Consider the following 17,463-nt stretch of genomic DNA (forward strand, 5'->3'; position numbering starts at 1 on the left):
TTGTGTATCTCCCTCGGTGCAGTCTTCTTCACGCAATGTCGCTGGTCGTGCGGGTGCGCCGCGTCTTCGCGGCGAGGATGCGATCGGGTTCCCCCGGGCTTTCTCGGGACCCGTCGTCCTGTAGTCCTTCGGTGATTCGGCGTTGAATCTCCACTGGGCCGGTTTACGTCCAGGCGATCCGGGCAATGACATGCCGGATGCGGCCAGAGGACGGCCCAACCCCACTAAGAGTGTCATAAGAGCTGAGGCCTTTTCCGGACCCGAAATGGTTACTGGCGAGTTCTACGCTCGGGTAACCACAGCTTGGGTAACGGGTCCCGCTGCGGCGCCCAAACTTCTCCGGGACAAACGTCCTGTTGGCAGGTGGTTACGGCCGAGTAGCTATAACTTCCCAGATCAGCGGGATGCCGTTATCAAATCGTTATCTAAGAATTTCGTGGTGTTCGACACTGTGGCCGGCGCCGCGAACGGCGCGTGACAACAGACACCGCGGACAAAAGTGTCCACTGCGCGAAGGCCTGGCGTGAAATCAGTTTGCTGGAAAGCATTACTGATCGGTAAGTCTCAGTCCCACTGCCCGAAGCTGGGCTTGAGAATGTGGTTGACGTCCACCCCGATGCCGCCGACTTTGCGTTGGTCGATCTCGACCTGGTGCAGATGTGCCGCCGGGTGCGCGGCCCGGCCCGGCGAGCCCCAGTTGTGCTGCCAGTAGTAGGCCCCGATGCCGTCCTGCAGAGCCCATTCGATGGTTTTCGAATTCGCGTAGACGCCGGTGCGCTGCCGGCCGAGCACGGATTCCCAACCCCGCAGGAACGGTGCCACCTGCGTCTTGTATTGCGCGTAGCTGGGGTCGTCGTCGATGGAGGCGTACACCGGTGCACCGATCGGACCGCCCGCGGCGGTGTGCAGTTGCCAGCCGCGTTTGGCGTGCGCCACCCCGGCCTGCTGACCGCCGAGCCAGTCCGCGGTGTCCTGCTTGCCGTACTGGTAGCAGGACACGATCTTCAGCCCGGCCTGGTACAGGTCGCGTGCCTCGGCCAGCACAATGGGCTTACCCAGCATCCAGGCGCCACCCGGCCGACGATCGGAGACGTACCGGATCGCGCCGAGTGCGCCGGAGGCGCGGATGTCGGCGGCGCCGATCACCCCGGCGGCATAGTCGAGCAGTACGCCGAGCGGAGCGGCCCCGGCCGGCGGCGCGGCGGCCACCGCAGCCAGGGTGAATGCCGCGGGCGCGACAGCGGCGTATTTCAGCACGTCACGTCGAGAAAGCGACACGAACGTCAGAATATGACAGTGACACCGGGAACCCGGTGACCGATGCGGGTACCCGCATCGGCCTCGCGGCGCCAGGTCACGACGGCGGATCGGGCCATGCACCGTCGGCCATCAGCCCCGCATTGAACTCGGAAACCGCGGTGACCAGTCGCCTACGCAGCGCCCGCTTCAGACGGTCGGCGACCACCGCGTGCCCGAACTCCGTGCAGTCGGCGATCCAGCGGCTCATGTCGTCGATGTTCTCCGGCGTCGGGAACAGCGCGCCGTACCGGGCCACCACCTCGGCCTCCGCCGCCGAGATGACGCTGTCGGCGAGCGCTTCGACCCCATCTCGGCCGGCATCCACCAGGGCCAGCACCACACGGGCGTACACCAGCGGATCCGGCGAGCGCGCCAGCACCCGCCCGACCACAGGGTTGGTGAACAGCAGGGCGGATCCCGACCGTTGAGCCACGCCCAGGGCCACCAGCCGGGCACCCTCGGGACCGTTGGGATCGATGCCGACACGGACACCGGCCGTGGACGTCGCCGACGCCGCGTCCCGTTCCGGTTCGACGCCCGGCCGCAGGATCTCACGTTGCAGTCCGAGCAGTTCGGCGACGCTGCCGCCGGCGCGGACGGTGTCGAAGAACTCCGCGATGTGGGCCGAGGTGAACCCGCGGCCCAACAACTCGTCGATCGTCCGGAGCTGAGCCAGGTGGTAGTCGTCGTAGATGGCCGAGCGGCCCTGTCGACGGGGCGGATCGAGCAACCCGCGTTCGCGGTACGCACGGATGTTGCGGGGGCTGACGCCGGAGATCTCGGCCAGTTCGCCGAGCCGGTACTCGTTCACCGACATGGGGGGACCACCGCACCGGTAGAGCCGTCGCACGCGCCCATGCCACCCACTGTAGCGCGCCGACGCGCGGTACGAGCGAACTAAAAAATAGTCTTTTACTGCACATATATTGAATCTGGCAACACCGGTGAGGGATGTCACCGGTAAATCGCTGGCGATTCATCCCATCAATTTGGAAACATTGGGTGAGCTCGTCACCAGAATTCCGCCCTCAACCGAAGTCGAGGTCCGTGTGCGTCCCTGGATCATCTGGGCCACCGGGGTACTCGCTTATGTCGTCGCGGTCCTGAACCGCACCACGCTGGGGGTCTCCGGACTCGAGGCCGGCGACCGTTTTCACGCGGGTCCCGGCGTGCTCTCGACGTTCGTGGTGTTGCAGATCATCGTCTACGCCGGCGCCCAGGTCCCGGCGGGAGTGCTGCTCGACCGCTACGGCTCCAAGGTCCTCATCATCTGCGGCGCCGCATTGATGGCTGCCGGACAACTCGCGATCGCCATCAGCGATTCACTGCCCGCGGCACTGGCCGCCCGCGCCGTGGTCGGGCTCGGTGACGCCTTCACCTTCATCTCCGTGCTGCGACTCGTCCCGCACTGGTTCCCGTCCCGGCAGATCCCGTTGCTGACTCAGTTCACCGGCATCACGGGGCAGCTCGGCCAGGTGCTGTCGGCGGTGCCGTTCCTGGCGCTGCTCGGGGTGGCGGGCTGGACGCCGGCCTATCTGTCGGTGGCCGCGTTCAGCGTGCTGGTGGTGGTGCTGGCCGCCGTCATCGTCCAGAACACACCGGACGGACGGCTGGAGACGACCCAGACGCTGAGTGTGCGCGACACCCTCGGCAATGTCCGCACCGTCTGGATGCGGCCAGGTACCCGTCTCGGATTCTTCACCCACATGGGCACGCAGTTCTCGGTGACGGCGTTCGCGCTGATGTGGGGTGTCCCCTACGTGATGACGGCCCAGGGCCAGAGCCGGGGTGTGGCCGGCATGTTGCTGACCGTCTCGGTGGTGACGGCCATCGTGGCGGGCATCGTGCTGGGCATCCTGACCGGGCGCTACCCGCACCGCCGCTCGCGGTTCGTGCTCGCCATCATCGGCAGTAACGCCGCGGCCTGGACGGTGGTGCTGGCGTTGCCCGGACCGGCCCCCCTGTGGCTGTTGATCGCCCTCATCGTGATCATCTCCGTGGGTGGACCGGGATCGATGGTCGGCTTCGACTTCGCCCGGACGTTCAACCCCGGAGCCACGCTGGGTACCGCCCAGGGCATGGTCAACATGGGTGGCTTCCTGGTCTCGCTGATCCTGATGCAGGGCATGGGCTGGATCCTCGACGCCACCGGCGGCTACTCGTTCGACTCGTTCCGGCTGGCCTGGACACTGCAGTACCTGATCTGGGCACTGGCCGTCGTCGGCATCCTGGTCACCCGGCGCAAGGCCCGGCGTCTGATGCAGGCCGAGCAAGAACGCTCGCTGCTGGAGACCTTCGATACGCATCCCGCCGGAGGTTAGCCGCACTCGGGCTCCCGGCCGGACACGCTAGCGTGGGCGGATGCCCACCGTGCCGCGCCCACCGACCGCAGTCGGGGTGGTGCTGGCGGCCGGCATCGGGTCGCGGGTCGGCGCCGACGGCAACAAGGCCTATCTGTTACTGGCGGGCCGTTCGATGCTGTCCTGGTCGGTCCAGGCGGTGGCCGACACCGCCGAGATCGCCCGGGTCATCCTGGTCCACCGGCGCGGCGAACGCGATGTGGCGGCCGGCGCGCTGGCCGCCGACCTGCCCGGCAGGGCGGTGGAACTCGTCGAGGGTGGTGACAGCCGGCACGAGTCGGAGTTCAACATGCTGGCCCACATCGCGGCCGATATCGAGTCCGGTGCCGTCGACGTCGTGCTCATCCACGATGCCGCCCGCCCGCTGGCCGGTCCGGACATGATGCGCGCGGCGCTCGGCGCGGCCCGCGAACACGGCGGGGCGGTACCCGCGGTGCCGGCGACCGGTCTGGCCCGCCCGCTGCCGGGCGGCGGGTTCGAACCGCTGACCGAACGGGTGGTACGCGTGCAGACTCCGCAGGCGTTCCGGGCCACGCCGCTGCTCGCGGCTTACCGGAAGGCCGACGCCGCCGGATTCGACGGCACCGACACCTCAGCGTGCGTGCAGCATTTCACCGATGTCGACGTGCGGGTGTTCCCCGGTGCGGCAACCAATCTCAAGGTCACCTATCCGCCGGACATCCGGCTGGCCGAGCACCTGCTGACCGGGACGCTCAGCGCCGGCACGCAATGATCGCCTCCAACAGGGAGGCGTCGCCCGGCAGGTCGATCGGGATGGCGTCGGCGTCACCGGCCACGGTGACCAGGCCGGCGTCACCGAGCACGGTCTGAAGATCGGCCAGCCGGGGCACAGCCGCCCCGTACGGGTACTGGGTGATCTGCAGCTCGGAGCGGTCCACCGTGTCCAGGATTGTTCCTTGTGCATCAACACTTTTCACGGTGTCGGTGACAGGAAGAACCGGGACCACCAGTTCGGCGCCCTCGCTCAATGCGGCCACCACCCGCTGCACCAACCCGTCCGGCACCACCGGATGCCGGTGGTCGGCCACCAGCGCATGCGTCACGGATTCCTGCTGCAGATGCTGCGCCGCGGCCGCCAGACAGTCTGCCGTGCTGGGTGATTCGCCGGCGGCGACGACCCGCACCGGCAGCTCACCCAGGCACCCGGAAACCCGTTCGGTCAACCGGTCGTCGGCGACCACCAGGACGTCACCGATACCGGCCAGGGCACGCACGATCCGCACCAGCACCGGTTCACCGTCGACCGGGACGAACACCGATGCCGGCTGCTGGGCCACCTCGGCGGGCAACGGCAGGATCGCTGAGAGTTTCACCGCGGTCAGGGTATCTGGCGCGGCGGCCGGAAGCGTTCCAGGTAGGACTCCCAGTCCCAGTCCGCCAGGAACTCGCGGGCCGCGGAGTAGCCGGCCACGTACAGCGCTTCCACCTCGGCGTCGCTGATGTCGAAGTCGAGGTAGCCGACCTCGGTGGAATCCACCCGCACGGTGCGGGCGTTCACCCACGGTTGGTTCAGGTAGGCCTGGTCGCGCCCCACCAGCACGGTCGTGATGACGTCGTCGAGCATGCGCGGCGTGCCGAACCGGCGCAACGGGCCCCAGTTCGGCAGCAGACGGTCGGTCTCGTTGGGCAGGTTGGGCAGCACCGTGACACCGAAGCTGGGCCAGCGCGGCACGCCGCCGTCGGCGCGGTCCAGCGAATCGATCGGGAAGTTGGACAGCAGGCCGCCGTCCACCAGGGTCGAGGTCCGACCGGCCGAATCGGTCAGGCCGGCCGGCCGGAAGTAGAACGGGATGGACATCGAGGCGCGCACCGCGGCGGCGACCGACTGCTCGTCCGGGTCCAGCCCGTAGACCCGGCGGTAATCCCAGGGCAATCGCACCAGTTGGCCGGTGGTGACGTCGGCGACGGTGACGACCAGTTTGTAGCGCTGGTCGGCCGGCAGTTCGTCGTCGTCGATCGCCAGGTCGCCGAAGGTCCGCACCCCGAGATCGGCCAGTTGCCCGCGCACCCAGTCATGCGCGTAGTCGCCCTTGTAGATACCGCGCCCGCGGGCCAGCGCCAGCGGCTGCCCGATGAACGGGATGCGCCCGAATAGCGCGGCATCCCGAAACTTGCGGTAGTTCAGTTGCAGCGCAATATTCTTGAACTCTGCGCCGGTCAGCTCTGAGCCCGCGGCGGCGACGATCGCCCCGACGATGGATCCCGCGGACGTCCCGGATACCCGTTGCGCCCGATAGCCGGCGTCCATCAGCCCGACGACGGCGCCGACCAGCCCTACCCCTTTGACGCCGCCGCCGGAGAGCACCAGATCGGCCCGCCCGGGCATCGCCGTGCCCCGCTACACCGGGTCGAATGCGGAGATCAGCCAGGTGCCGTCGACCTTGGACAGCCCCACCTTGACGCTGCTCGTGGAGAACGAGCCGTCCGGGTTCTCCTTGCTGACGGTGTTCTGGTTGAGGAACACCAGCACCACGGCCCGGTCGGGATGCAGTTCGGAGACCGCGGCGTTGACGACCGCGGCCTGCGTCTGGACCGCGTTCTTCGTGGCGGCCGGCGTGACGATCTGCTCGGTGAACTGGTTGTAGTAATTCAGGAAGTCCCCGGTCAGCTGGGCCCGGGCGGCGGCGAAGTCCGCCTCCAGTGAATCCGGCGAATAGGACAGCAGCGCCACCGTACCGTCGGAGGCTGCCTTGATCGCGGCCTCCGCGGCCACCGGACCGGTCTGACTGTCGGGCCGGTACTGATTGACGTAGAGCCAGGCGGTGAGGCCGCCGGTCACCGCCAGCGCCAGCACCAGCACGATGGCCGCCCAGAACCGCCCGGCGCCGCGCAGCAGCGTGCGCACCGGGCCGCCGTGGACCGGCGGATCCGGCGTTGCGGTGGTGTCTGTGTCGATCTCGGTGTCGGTGTCCGTCTCGGTGTCGTTGTCAATGGTCATGGCGCGAACTCCACTTTCGCCATCTTGATCTGGTCACCCTCGCGGGCCATGCTCACGATCAGCCGCCAGGTGCGCGGATCATCCTTTGCGCCTTGTTCATTGGTGATCGTCGAGAACGCCGACACCAGCACGTCGGCGGTGTGCTCGGTCATCGATTTGACCGCGGTGGCGGTGACGGTCGCCTCGGTGATGACCTTCGAGGATTGGGCCACCTTGGCGAAGTCCTGCTGCTGCTCCTCGAAGTCCTTGCGGAACTCCCCCGTGGAGTTGTCCAGGATGCGCTGGACGTCCTGCTCGGCACTGTTGAAGTTCAGCGACATCAACGACACCACTCCCTGCCGGGCCGCTGCCGAGAACTCGGCGTTGAGGGCACGCTCATGCTCGGCCTGCCCGTGCTTGACGATGATCCAGGCGCTGGTGCTGGCCAGCGCGGCCACCCCGATGACGGCCAGCGCGGCCGCGACGTAGGTGAGGATCGCCCGCGCCCGACTGCGGGTGCCGAGCGGTTCCTCGTCGAACTCGTCCTCGATACCGGCTTCACCGGCCGCGGGCTCGTCGTCCTGGTCGGTGCCGCGGGACTCCTCGGCTTCCGTACGCAGCCGCAGCACCTTGGCGCGCGCCGCGGCCGCGGCGGCTGCCGCCTCGGCGGCCAGCGCCTCGGCTTCCTCGGCGGTCAGCTCGAGGTCGTCCGCCTGGTCGGTGTCGGGCGGGGAAACCGAAGTCGCCCCACGCCTATCGATGGGCATCATGTCCTCCTGCACTGCGGAAACAACGTTGGCGACGGCACACCGCTCAACTGGTCAGGTTCTGCAGGCGGTCCTTCATCACCTTGCCCGTGGCGTTGAGCGGTAGCTCGTCGAGAAACTCGACATACCGTGGCACCTTATAGCCGGCCATCCGGTCGCGGCTCCAGGCGATGAGTTCCTGCTCGCTGACGCCCTCGTCGCGGCGCACCACGAAGGCCTTGCCGACCTGGCCCATCCGCTCGTCCGGGACGCCGATGACGGCGGCCTGCCGGACCGCGGGATGCTCCAGCAGGAACCCCTCGATCTCGGCGGGATAGGCGTTGAAGCCGCCGACGATGAACATATCCTTCTTGCGGCCGACGATCTTGAGCCGGCCCCCGTCATCGAAGGTGCCCAGGTCTCCGGTGTGCAGCCAGCCCTCGGCGTCGATCGTCTCGGCGGTGGCCGCCGGATCGTCGAGGTAGCCCTGCATCACGGTGTAACCGCGCACCAGCACCTCGCCGTCCTCGGCGATGCGCACCTCGACGCCGTCGCAGGGCTTGCCCGCGGTGGTGGCGATGTCGGTGAAGGAGTCCCCGGGCCGCGACAGCGTGACGGTGCCGGCCTCGGTCAGCCCGTAGCCGGTGGCCAGGGTCTGGAAGGGCAGTTCCTCGTGTACCCGGCGGATCAGTTCGACCGGGATGTCGGCCGCGCCGGTGACCCCGGCGCGCAGGGTCGCCAGCCGGTGCTTGTCGGGGACCGCCAGCAGCGAGTGGTACAGCGTGGGCGCGCCCGGCAGCATGGTGATCCGCTCGGTCTCGATGAGGTCGACCACGGCGGGCACATCGAAGACCGGGACCGGCAGGATGGTGGCGCCCCGGATGAGCGACGAGATGCACCCGGCCTTGTAGCCGAAGGTGTGGAAGAACGGGTTGACGATCAGATAGCGATCACCCTGACGGAGATCGGCCAGATCGCACCATTCGGTGTAGAGCCGCAGCGTCTGTTCATGATTCATCATCACGCCCTTGGCCCGGCCGGTGGTGCCGGAGGTGTAGATGATGTCGGCTATATCGGTGCCCTGCAGGCCCGGCGCCTCGTAGGGCTTGCCGCTCTCCAGGAAGTCCGAGGTGATCTCGATCGCCGGGACGCCGGCGGGGACACTGAAATCCTGTCCCAGGAAACCGTTTTGGACCAGGACGGCCTTCGCGCCGCTGCGGGTGATGATGTCCGCGGCTTCCTCGGGCTTGAACCGGGTGTTCACCGGGACGACCACTCCCCCGGCGGTGACCACGCCGAAGGCGGCGATGAGCCAGGCCGCGGAATTGGGCGCCCAGATCGCGACCCGGTCACCCTTGCCGATCCCGAACTCGGCGAACGCCCCGGCGGCACAGCGGACCCGGTGCGCCAGTTCGACGTAACTGAGGCGTAGTGGACCGTCGACGACCGCTTCGGAAGTTCCGAAGCGGTCGCCGACGCTCAAGACCATCTCGGGGATGGTCTGCCACTGCTGCTGGTAGGTCACGTAGTGATGAGACGACCCAGGTTGCCGCCCATGATCTTGGCCTGGTCCTCGATGGCCAGATGCTCGAGCGCGGTGATGTAGTGGGTCGGCTCGGCCAGACCCTCGGGATGCGGCCAGTCCGAACCGTAGAGCACCTGGTCGACACCGATCAGGTTGATCAGGTCGTCGATGCCCTCCTCGTAGAACGGGCTGACGTAGATACGGTTCTTGATCTCTTCCATCGGGTTACCGAGGAACGCCTCCGGCGCCTTCTTGTACACCTCGGACATCGAATCCAGCAGCGGGAACATCCATTTGGACCCGGCCTCGACGATGCCGACCTTGAGCTTCGGGTGCCGGAAGAGCGCGCCGTGGATGACCCACGAGGCCACCGCATCCTGGATCGGGCGCCACTCGTTGAGGATCGACATGGCGTTGGTCTGGAACGGCAGCATCTCCTGCGCGGCGCCATCCCACTCGGAGGTGTAGCGCGAGTAGCCACTGTCGGACGAGTGCATGCCGACAAAGATGTCGTACTCCACGCAGCGCTCCCAGAACGGGTCGAACTCGGGCAGCGCGAACGACCGCGGGCCACGGAAGCCGGGCACCGGTGCCGGGCGGATCAGGATGGCGCGGGCGCCACGCTTGACCGCCCACTCCAGCTCCTCGATCGCCTTCTCGACGATGGGCAGGGTGATCACCGGGGTGGTGTAGATGCGGTTCTGGTAGTTGAAGCCCCACACCTCGTGCAGCCACTCGTTGAGGGCGTGGACGATGACGTGGATCGCGACCGGATCATCGGACAACCGCTCCTCGATGAGGCTGGCCAGGGTCGGGAACATCAGGCTGCGGTCGACGCCGAGTTCGTCCATCACCTTGATGCGCGGCTCGGGCTCGAAGAAGGCCGGGATGGCTTTCATCGGCTCGCCGAACAGTTCACGCTTGCTCTTGCCGTCCGGGTTACCGAACTTGAAGTACTCCTCCCAGGCGCCGGGCTTGGCGACCACCGAGAAGGTGGGGTTCGGGATGTAGTTGGAGATCTGACCCTTCAGCGCAATCTTGGTGCGGCCGTTGACCTCTACGTACTGGACGATGTCCTTGTACTCCTTGGGGAGGTACTTGGTCATGGCCTCCGGCGGCTCATAGAGATGGTTGTCCGCATCGAACAGCGGAAACGGAACGTCGACCCGATGCGACAGTTGACCCATGAGATGCTCCTTTTCGGTTCTTGAGAATCATATTCTCACTTAGGTGAAGCCGCAATGCCCCGGGGTGCCCCAGCGGAGGTTGCGGCGACCTCCTGACGGACCCGGAATTTCTGCACCTTGCCGCTGGCGGTCCGCGGGAAGTCCTGCCCCGCGGGCACCTCGAGCAACTCCTCGGGCCACTTCTGCCGGGCCACCCCGGCCCGCTCGAAGTGCGCCCGCACCTGGTCGAGGGTGGGCAGCGCCGCGCCGGGCCGGATCCGCAGCACCGCGGCGACGTGCTCGCCGAGACGGGCGTCCGGTGCCGCGACCACAACGGCCTCCAAGATGTCCGGCATGCTCAGCAGCACCTCCTCCACTTCCAGGGCGCTGATGTTCTCGCCGCCGCGGATGATCAGATCGGCGGTGCGGTCGGTGATGGTGAGATAGCCGTCCTCGTCCAGCACGCCGATGTCGCCGGTGCGGTACCAGCCCTCGTCGTCGAAGGACGTCGCGGTCAGCGCATCGTCGGTGTAACCCAGGCAGAGGTCCGGCCCGCGGCTGAAGATCTCACCGTCGGGGCCGAGCCGGATCTCCACCCCGGGCCGGACATTGCCGTCGGTGTAGAGGCGCTTCTCCTCCGGCGCGTCCGGCGCCGAACCGGTGATGGAGGGATGTTCGGTGCTGCCGTAGGCGCGGAACACGAACAGGCCCAGGTCGGCGAGGCGCCGGGTGACCACCGCCGGCACCGTGGACCCACCCAGGCCCACCGTCGAGAAGTGCGCCAGATGGGTGTCGTTGAAGTCCGGGTGGTCCATCAGACTGGTGACGAAATACGGCGGGCCGCCGCCGATCGAGAGCCCGTCGCGTTCGATGAGCTCCAGCACCCGCCCCGGATCCCAGACGTCGCACAGGTCCACGGGCGCACCTTCGAGCACCGGGATCAGGAAGGCCCCGAGCATGCCGATGAAGTGGCCGACCGGGGTGGCGGTGAGCTGGCGTCCCCGGCCCGGCGGATAGTTGGCGAGCAACTGGCGGGTCTCGCAGTTGAGCGTCTGGTGACTGTGGATGACGCCCTTGGGCTCGCGGGTGGTGCCCGAGGTGAAGGCGATCAGGGCCGGACCGCCCGGATCGGTGGCCACCGTGCCGGTCATCGGCTCGTCGGCCAGCAGTTCGTCGAAGCTGCTGAGCCCGTGCTCTTCGCACAAGCGCTCATCGGCGCCGACCAGTCCGACGATCGGCACCTCGGCACACAGGTCCGGCTGGAACGTCATCCGGCCGAATTCGGCGGTGCTGATGAACACCTTCGGGCGGGCGGTCGCGATGATGTGGCCGAGTTCCTTGCGGCCGTAGAAATGCACGATCGGCACGGTCACCGCACCGAGGAACGCCGACGCCCAGAACGCGGCGGCGGCCTCCATCCAGTTCGGTAGCTGCAGCGCGACCACATCCCCCGGGCCCACCCCGCGGTCACGCAGGCCGGCAGCCAGTCGGCGGGCTCGCAGTTCGACATCGGCGAAGGTTCCGGTGAAGGGCCGGACCGCCGAATGCACGTGGAAGCCGGTATCCGGGGCGGCCTGCAGCCCGTCGGCCAGCAACTGGCCGAGTGTCTCCGATGTCCACCACCCCTGCTCCACATACCGTTTACTGAGCTCAGCAGGGATATTTCGGATGGAAATGACAGCACCTCCGCAACGCCGGGCAGATGCTGGTGATGCTATTCTCACCTGCCGAGAATGCCAATACCGCAATTGGAGAACGTTTAATGGTCGACCTCGAACTGGACGGCGAACTGGCGGTCATCACCATTGACCGCCCGCACGCCCGCAACGCCATCTCGCTGGACACGATGAACGAACTCGGCAAGGCCCTGGACAATGTGGGTGGTGCGTCCGCCCTGGTCATCACCGGCGGCGGCGACAAGGCCTTCGTCTCGGGTGGCGATCTCAAGGAACTGGCCGCGCTGCGCACCGAACTGGAAGCCTCCGAGATGGCGTGGCGGATGCGCACCATCTGCGATCGCATCGCCGGGTTCCCCGGACCCGTCGTCGCCGCGCTCAACGGCCACGCCCTGGGCGGCGGGGCCGAGGTGGCGGTGTCCGCCGACATCCGGATCGCCGCCGACGACATCAAGATCGGGTTCAACCAGGTGTCGCTGGCGATCATGCCCGCCTGGGGTGGGGCCGAACGCCTCGGCGCACTGGTCGGACGCAGTCAGGCGCTGCTGCTGGCCGGCACCGGCCGCATTCTCGGCGCCGCCGATGCGCACCGGCTCGGCCTGATCGACGAGGTGGTACCGCGCGCGGACTTCGCCGCGCACTGGCGCACGACGGCCCAACTGCTGGCCCGCACGCCGGGGCCGGCGATCAAACGCGTCATCAACGGGACCACCACGACCGATGCCGTCGCCGCATTCGCCGGGCTCTGGGTGTCCGACGAGCACTGGGTCGCCGCCGACAAGGTGATGAACAAGGGCAGGTAGCCCGCATCGACATCGCCGAGTGGGCATCCACTGCGGGAAGATCGCCGAATCACCGCAGGCGATTCACTTTCGGCGAGGCTCAGGTACCGCCGAGTTCGCGGATCGGATCGCTGCCGTCCCAGCCCTCGGCGGCCTGGCGGACGAACGCCGCCATGCCGGCCGACGCCTCGGTGAGCTCCATGATCTCGACGACCGTCGCGGGCCCGGGTCCGGTCCCACCAGGTTCCACGTAGGCGAAGCGCACCCCCTCGCCCTCCCCGCCCGACCAGACCACCGGCCAGCCCGCGGCCGCGACGCGGTCCATGGTCGCCCCGAAATCGTCTGTCCAGTAGGCGAGTTGGTGAAACCCGCCGCCGGACGAATCAAGGAACTCGGTGAAGATGCTCGGCGCGGCATCGGTCTGCTGGATCAGTTCGACCTGCAGATCGCCACTGTTGGCCAGCGCCAGCGACAGGGTCACCTGGCAGGGCTCACCGCGGTAGGTGACCCGTTGGTCCAGGCCGCGCATGACGTACCAGGGGCCGACCCCGAGTTTCAGCCAATCCGCCAGCGCGGCGTCGAGATCACGGACCACATAACCGATTTGCCGGACCGGGCCGGGTAGGACGGGTTCATGTTGCACACCGGAGACGGTATCGGCCGGTCAGGATCCGGTGGCGGTTCCGTTGGAATCTCGGGTCGGGGCCGCCGCGAAGCCGCTGCCCACCAGATCGCCGAAGATCTCCTCCACGGGCAGCGCCTCACCCTCGAGTTCACGCAGCCAGTGCTCGACGAACTCCAGCGTCTCCGCGTGCCCGGCCGACATTCCCAGTGCCTGCTCCATCACCAGCACCCAGGACACGCTGGTACCGATCACCGACCAGACGACCGGAGGGACATCGCCGGGATCGACACCGTAGCGGTCGAGCGCCGCGGCCATGGCCGCCCGCTGATCCTCGCGGAACCGCTCGGCGTAGTAGCTGATCTGGGCGCGCAGTTCCTTGCGGTGGTTGGCCAGACCCATGAACTCCATCGTCAGCCGGGTGGCCGCCGGGTCGGTGCTGAACATCCACAGCGCGCGCAACGGCTGAGCCGATTTGAGCGCCGCCTCCTGCACCACCAGTCCCTGTTCGGCGCGGCGCTGGAACACCGCCAGGAACAACTCGTCCATGTTCCGGAAGTAGTAGTGCACCAACTGGGGCTTGAGACCGGCCCGCTCGGCGACCCGCCGCGACGTCACCGCGGCGTACCCCTCGTCGAGCATCAGCGCCTCGGCGGCGTCGAGCAGGACGCCCCGGTTCTTGGCGTCCGGCGCCCCGATTCTGCGCGCTGTGGACATCTCCCCCACCCTTTGCTGAAGTTTGCGTCCGCTGCCGCGACGGATCGTATCGACCGACCGCGTGTGACCTTGACCACGACTCTATCCACATGCTAAGCAGGTGCACAGCACTTTTCATGTCACAGCTCGGCCGGCGATGCGAATTCGCCGGCAGGACAGCGCCCGACACCATCCCACCCCCACAGCCACCGGAGATCTACCCACATGAGCGAATACGCGACGCTGGACTTCCTCACCGACCAGTCGCTGGTGCCCAATCCGTACCCGTACTTCGATTATCTGCGCGAGCAGAACCCGGTCTTGCCGGTGCCGCCGTGGGGCTGCTACGCCGTCACCGGCTACGAGGAAGCGGTCGCGGTCTACAAGAACACCGACGCCTTCTCCAATGCGGTTGCGCTCGGCGGACCGTTCCCGCCCCTGCCGTTCACCCCCGAGGGCGATGACATCTCCGAGCAGCTTGAGGCGCACCGGCACCTGCTACCCATGTTCGAGCACATGGTCACCATGGATCCGCCGGATCACACCAAGGCCCGCTCTCTGCTGAACCGGCTCCTGACGCCGCGCCGGCTCAAGGAGAACGAGGATTTCATGTGGAAGCTGGCCGACGTCCAGCTCGACGAGTTCCTGGAAAACGGCCGGTGCGAGTTCCTGGCCGAGTACGCAAAGCCGTTCTCGCTGCTGGTGATCGCCGACCTGCTGGGTGTGCCAGAAGAGGACCACAAGCAGTTCCGCACCAAGCTCGGCGCCGACCGGCCCGGCGCCCGGGTGGGTTCCCTCGAGCAGGAGGTCGTGGACGAGAACCCGCTGCAGTTCCTGGACGACAAGTTCATCGCCTACCTGGAGGATCGCCGGGCAAACCCGCGCGAGGACGTCCTGACCTCGCTCGCGACCGCGCTGTACCCGGACGAGTCGGTGCCTCCGGTCATCGAGGTGGTGCGCTCGGCGACCTTCCTGTTCGCCGCGGGACAGGAGACCACCACCAAGCTGCTCAGCGCCGCGATGCGGGTGCTGGCCGAGAATCCCGAGGTCCAGCAGAAGCTGCGTGACGATCGCAGCCTCATCCCGACCTTCATCGAGGAGTCGCTGCGCCTGGAGAGCCCGGTGAAGTGCGACTTCCGCTTGGCGCGCAAGACGACCGAGGTCGGCGGCGTGAAGATCCCGGCAGGCACCCCGGTGATGGTGCTCCCGGGTGCGGTCAACCGTGACCCCAGCCGTTTCGAGAATCCGCACGAGCTGCGGCTGGACCGCAAGAACGTGCGCGAGCACATGGCCTTCGGCCGCGGCGTGCACTCCTGCCCGGGCGGGCCGCTCGCCCGCGTCGAGGGACGCGTGTCGATCGAGCGAATCCTGGACCGGATGGGCGACATCACGGTCGACGCCGACAAGCACGGCCCGGTCGGCGACCAGAACTTCAACTACGAGCCGACGTTCGTGTTGCGCGGGTTGACCGACCTGCACGTCAAGTTCACCCCGCTCGGCTGACACCAGACGCCTCGCGAGTTCGGCGCGTCTTCCGTGCGATCAGCGCACGGAAGACGCGCCGAACCCGTTTCCGCTATCGAGAATATTATTCTCCGTTTTCGCGAGGGCGAGAATCCCGTTTCGACTCTCCGAAGCGCACCCGCGTTCTATAGTCAGCCGAAGCCGCCGAGCCGTGGAGGAAGTCCTGTGAAGTTCGTCGTGGTGCACGCCGCGGTCGCCGCGGCCGTCATGAGCCTGGCCTGCGCCGTCCCGGCCGCGGCCGAAGAGCCGGTCCTGCATCACGTCAAGTACACCGTCGGCGCCAGCCAGCCGACGCGCGCGGTCATCTACTACCGCGATGTGCAGCCGCCGAATTGGGCCGACTACAGCCACAATCCGTACGTCTTCAGTCCCAGGGCCGACGTCGATCTGGGCCCCGGCAAGCCCTGGGTTCTGGAAGCCACCCTGGCCGACCCGCAGTCCTGGGCGATGGTCGTCGCGTCGGTACCCGGACACACCCCAGGCCTGGCCGACCCCGGTTTCGTCTGCGAGCTGCGGGTGGACGACGTCGTGGTCGCCACCGATTCGGGCCTCAAGGGTGCGCTCTGCTCACTGCGCACCTGGTAGCGCCGCAGACATCGCCCACTGGCCGGGCACCCGGCCGATCCAGCCCGCCGGCTCCGGTACCGTGAAACCGATTGCTGCATGCGGAAAAGACAGGAGGTCGGATGCGGTTTCGCAAGTCTGACCCGGCGAAGGACCCCGCCAAGCCCGACGTGACCACCGATGCGGAGGGTACCGAAACGGCGACAGATGCCACGACTGCGCTGACGCTCGCGGAGGCGGAAGCGGCGGCCGCCGAGGCCACCGCGGCAGCCGCCCGGGCCCGCGCCGACGAGATCCGATCGCGCAAGCAGGACGCCGCCGGTGCGGACAGCACAGCCGAACCCACCGACACCGAAGTCGAATCCGAGAGCGACTCGGCAGCCGAGGAAACCGAGGCAGGTAACGCCGAGGACTACGAGGCCGCCGAGCCCGTCCAGCCACAGCGCCGGCTCGGCCCCGCACTGCGTTGGGCGGCAGCCGCTCTCGTCGTGCTGCTGACCGGCGCACTGATCACCGTCAGCGTGCTGATGGTGCTCCAGCATCGCAGCGTCGAGGACAAGCAGCGTCAGGCGGCCGAGTACGCGGCGGCAGCCAAGCAGAGCGTGGTGACGCTGATGTCCCTGGACTTCACCAGTGTCGACGAGGATGTCCAACGCATCCTGGACAACTCGACCGGGAACTTCCGCAAGGAATTCGAGGCCCAGGCAAAGGATTTCGCCACCGTGGCCAAGGAGTCGAAAGTGGTCACCGAGGCGACCGCCACCGCGGCGGCGGTCGAGTCGATGACCGACAACGACGCCGTCGTCCTGGTCACCGCCACCTCGACGGTCAGCAATACCGCAGGCGCCCAACAGGAGCCGCGGAGCTGGCGACTCGCGGTGAGCCTGACCCGCGACGGCGACCAGATCAAGATGTCGAAGGTGGAGTTCGCCCCGTGACCAGTGAAGAACCCGTGACCACCGAGGATACGGCCGCCACCGTGGCCGCCGAGGCTACGACCACCACCGTGGCGCAGACCCCCACTACCCCTGCCGCTTCCCCGTCGCGGCTGCAGAAGTGGATCGCCCCGGTGCTGCTCGCGGCACTGCTGTTGACTTCGGCCGGTGTGGCCGGCTGGCTCTACTTCACCGATTACCGCACCGATCAGCAGATCGACGAGACCGCGCGACAGGCCGTACTGACCGCGGCCGCCGACGGCGCCGTGGCGCTGCTCTCCTATTCACCGGCCACCCTGGACGCCGACTTCGCCAATGCCAAGTCCCGGATGACCGGCGACTTCCTGGACTACTACACCCAGTTCACCGACGAAATCGTCGCGCCCGCAGCCAAGGAGAAGCAGGTGCAGACGTCCGCGGCGGTGACGCGCAAGGGGATCGTCGACATCGAACCGGACACCGCCGAGGTGCTCGTCTTCATCAATCAGTCGACCACCAGCCGGGACAACCCGGACGGCAGCTTCACCGCGAGCGCGGTCAAGGTGGTGCTGGAAAAGCAGGACGGCGCCTGGCTCATCGCCGCTTTTGATCCTGTCTAGCTTTCGACCCGGTCTTGCTCCAGCGCTCGAC

General features: G+C 67.5%; 18 protein-coding genes. 7 read left to right on the top strand and 11 right to left on the bottom strand.

Annotated elements, in window-relative coordinates; all coding sequences use genetic code 11:
- Positions 1-564: 564 nt before the first annotated feature.
- Entirely contained in the window at positions 565-1,278 is a 714-nt protein-coding gene (locus K0O62_RS20290) for a DUF1906 domain-containing protein (RefSeq protein ID WP_073853285.1), read from the bottom strand.
- A gap of 76 nt (positions 1,279-1,354) precedes the next feature.
- Positions 1,355-2,116: a MerR family transcriptional regulator gene (locus K0O62_RS20295; RefSeq protein WP_079244442.1), complete on the bottom strand. Its 762-nt coding sequence runs from the start codon at positions 2,114-2,116 to the stop codon at positions 1,355-1,357.
- A 232-nt stretch (positions 2,117-2,348) separates the two neighbouring features.
- Between K0O62_RS20295 and K0O62_RS20300 the strand changes: the two genes are divergently transcribed.
- Together K0O62_RS20300 and K0O62_RS20305 are read left to right on the top strand one after the other, a co-directional pair.
- A complete protein-coding gene (locus K0O62_RS20300) occupies positions 2,349-3,620 on the top strand; it encodes an MFS transporter (protein ID WP_073854300.1) in 1,272 nt (423 codons plus the stop codon).
- 40 nt (positions 3,621-3,660) lie between these two features.
- Positions 3,661-4,392 carry an IspD/TarI family cytidylyltransferase gene (locus tag K0O62_RS20305; RefSeq protein ID WP_073853283.1) on the top strand — a complete coding sequence of 244 codons (732 nt, stop codon included), beginning with the start codon at positions 3,661-3,663 and terminating at the stop codon, positions 4,390-4,392.
- Here K0O62_RS20305 and K0O62_RS20310 read toward each other — a convergent pair.
- Genes K0O62_RS20310 through K0O62_RS20340 form a run of 7 tightly spaced genes read right to left on the bottom strand, consistent with a single transcriptional unit; the run spans position 4,373 to position 11,704 of the window.
- Positions 4,373-4,993, bottom strand: coding sequence for an IspD/TarI family cytidylyltransferase (locus tag K0O62_RS20310; protein ID WP_073853281.1), 621 nt, complete (start codon positions 4,991-4,993; stop codon positions 4,373-4,375). The two genes, K0O62_RS20305 and K0O62_RS20310, sit on opposite strands and share 20 nt — an antisense overlap.
- 5 nt (positions 4,994-4,998) lie before the next feature.
- Complete coding sequence (locus tag K0O62_RS20315) at positions 4,999-6,006, bottom strand: patatin-like phospholipase family protein (RefSeq protein WP_073853279.1); 1,008 nt, start codon at positions 6,004-6,006, stop codon at positions 4,999-5,001.
- A 12-nt stretch (positions 6,007-6,018) separates the two neighbouring features.
- On the bottom strand, positions 6,019-6,618 hold the full coding sequence (locus K0O62_RS20320; RefSeq protein WP_073853277.1) for a twin-arginine translocation pathway signal: 600 nt from the start codon (positions 6,616-6,618) through the stop codon (positions 6,019-6,021).
- Positions 6,615-7,364: an Rv1363c family protein gene (locus K0O62_RS20325; protein WP_073854298.1), complete on the bottom strand. Its 750-nt coding sequence runs from the start codon at positions 7,362-7,364 to the stop codon at positions 6,615-6,617. The genes K0O62_RS20320 and K0O62_RS20325 overlap by 4 nt, the downstream gene beginning before the upstream one ends.
- 46 nt (positions 7,365-7,410) lie before the next feature.
- Positions 7,411-8,868, bottom strand: coding sequence for a FadD3 family acyl-CoA ligase (locus K0O62_RS20330; protein ID WP_073853275.1), 1,458 nt, complete (start codon positions 8,866-8,868; stop codon positions 7,411-7,413).
- Positions 8,865-10,055 (bottom strand): amidohydrolase family protein, encoded by a 1,191-nt coding sequence (locus K0O62_RS20335; RefSeq protein ID WP_073853273.1) that lies wholly within the window; start codon positions 10,053-10,055, stop codon positions 8,865-8,867. Before K0O62_RS20335 ends, K0O62_RS20330 begins: the two co-directional genes overlap by 4 nt.
- Positions 10,056-10,090: 35 nt before the next feature.
- Positions 10,091-11,704: an AMP-binding protein gene (locus K0O62_RS20340; protein ID WP_073854296.1), complete on the bottom strand. Its 1,614-nt coding sequence runs from the start codon at positions 11,702-11,704 to the stop codon at positions 10,091-10,093.
- 92 nt (positions 11,705-11,796) lie between these two features.
- On the opposite strand from K0O62_RS20340, the gene K0O62_RS20345 reads away from it, so the two are divergent.
- Positions 11,797-12,513 (top strand): enoyl-CoA hydratase/isomerase family protein, encoded by a 717-nt coding sequence (locus K0O62_RS20345; protein ID WP_073853271.1) that lies wholly within the window; start codon positions 11,797-11,799, stop codon positions 12,511-12,513.
- A gap of 79 nt (positions 12,514-12,592) precedes the next feature.
- On the opposite strand, the gene K0O62_RS20350 is transcribed toward K0O62_RS20345, so the two are convergent.
- The gene (locus tag K0O62_RS20350; RefSeq protein ID WP_073853269.1) at positions 12,593-13,135 is read right to left on the bottom strand and encodes a VOC family protein; all 543 of its coding nucleotides are present in this window, start codon (positions 13,133-13,135) and stop codon (positions 12,593-12,595) included.
- A 21-nt stretch (positions 13,136-13,156) separates the two neighbouring features.
- Positions 13,157-13,831 carry a TetR/AcrR family transcriptional regulator gene (locus K0O62_RS20355; RefSeq protein WP_079244585.1) on the bottom strand — a complete coding sequence of 225 codons (675 nt, stop codon included), beginning with the start codon at positions 13,829-13,831 and terminating at the stop codon, positions 13,157-13,159.
- 204 nt (positions 13,832-14,035) lie between these two features.
- On the opposite strand from K0O62_RS20355, the gene K0O62_RS20360 reads away from it, so the two are divergent.
- The 4 genes from K0O62_RS20360 (at position 14,036) to K0O62_RS20375 (ending at position 17,432) form a co-directional block, all read left to right on the top strand.
- Complete coding sequence (locus K0O62_RS20360; protein ID WP_073853267.1) at positions 14,036-15,313, top strand: cytochrome P450; 1,278 nt, start codon at positions 14,036-14,038, stop codon at positions 15,311-15,313.
- Between the two features lie 228 nt (positions 15,314-15,541).
- Positions 15,542-15,919 carry an Rv2576c family protein gene (locus tag K0O62_RS20365; protein WP_073854294.1) on the top strand — a complete coding sequence of 126 codons (378 nt, stop codon included), beginning with the start codon at positions 15,542-15,544 and terminating at the stop codon, positions 15,917-15,919.
- Positions 15,920-16,020: 101 nt separating this feature from the next.
- Positions 16,021-16,836 (top strand): Rv1363c family protein, encoded by an 816-nt coding sequence (locus tag K0O62_RS20370; protein ID WP_073853265.1) that lies wholly within the window; start codon positions 16,021-16,023, stop codon positions 16,834-16,836.
- A complete protein-coding gene (locus tag K0O62_RS20375; protein ID WP_234799935.1) occupies positions 16,833-17,432 on the top strand; it encodes a hypothetical protein in 600 nt (199 codons plus the stop codon). The genes K0O62_RS20370 and K0O62_RS20375 overlap by 4 nt, the downstream gene beginning before the upstream one ends.
- The last annotated feature ends 31 nt before the right edge of the window (positions 17,433-17,463 follow it).

Origin of the sequence: Mycolicibacterium diernhoferi (assembly GCF_019456655.1) — a bacterium.
In the GTDB taxonomy this organism is placed as follows: Bacteria; Actinomycetota; Actinomycetes; order Mycobacteriales; family Mycobacteriaceae; genus Mycobacterium; species Mycobacterium diernhoferi.

What these genes read in the sequence shown, in the direction of transcription:
- K0O62_RS20295 (WP_079244442.1), bottom strand. Translation starts at nt 2,116, where the DNA reads ATGTCGGTGAACGAGTACCGGCTCGGCGAACTGGCCGAGATCTCCGGC.
- K0O62_RS20305 (WP_073853283.1), top strand. Translation starts at nt 3,661, where the DNA reads ATGCCCACCGTGCCGCGCCCACCGACCGCAGTCGGGGTGGTGCTGGCG.
- K0O62_RS20315 (WP_073853279.1), bottom strand. Translation starts at nt 6,006, where the DNA reads ATGCCCGGGCGGGCCGATCTGGTGCTCTCCGGCGGCGGCGTCAAAGGG.
- K0O62_RS20320 (WP_073853277.1), bottom strand. Translation starts at nt 6,618, where the DNA reads ATGACCATTGACAACGACACCGAGACGGACACCGACACCGAGATCGAC.
- K0O62_RS20325 (WP_073854298.1), bottom strand. Translation starts at nt 7,364, where the DNA reads ATGCCCATCGATAGGCGTGGGGCGACTTCGGTTTCCCCGCCCGACACC.
- K0O62_RS20335 (WP_073853273.1), bottom strand. Translation starts at nt 10,055, where the DNA reads ATGGGTCAACTGTCGCATCGGGTCGACGTTCCGTTTCCGCTGTTCGAT.
- K0O62_RS20345 (WP_073853271.1), top strand. Translation starts at nt 11,797, where the DNA reads ATGGTCGACCTCGAACTGGACGGCGAACTGGCGGTCATCACCATTGAC.
- K0O62_RS20355 (WP_079244585.1), bottom strand. Translation starts at nt 13,831, where the DNA reads ATGTCCACAGCGCGCAGAATCGGGGCGCCGGACGCCAAGAACCGGGGC.
- K0O62_RS20360 (WP_073853267.1), top strand. Translation starts at nt 14,036, where the DNA reads ATGAGCGAATACGCGACGCTGGACTTCCTCACCGACCAGTCGCTGGTG.
- K0O62_RS20365 (WP_073854294.1), top strand. Translation starts at nt 15,542, where the DNA reads ATGAGCCTGGCCTGCGCCGTCCCGGCCGCGGCCGAAGAGCCGGTCCTG.
- K0O62_RS20370 (WP_073853265.1), top strand. Translation starts at nt 16,021, where the DNA reads ATGCGGTTTCGCAAGTCTGACCCGGCGAAGGACCCCGCCAAGCCCGAC.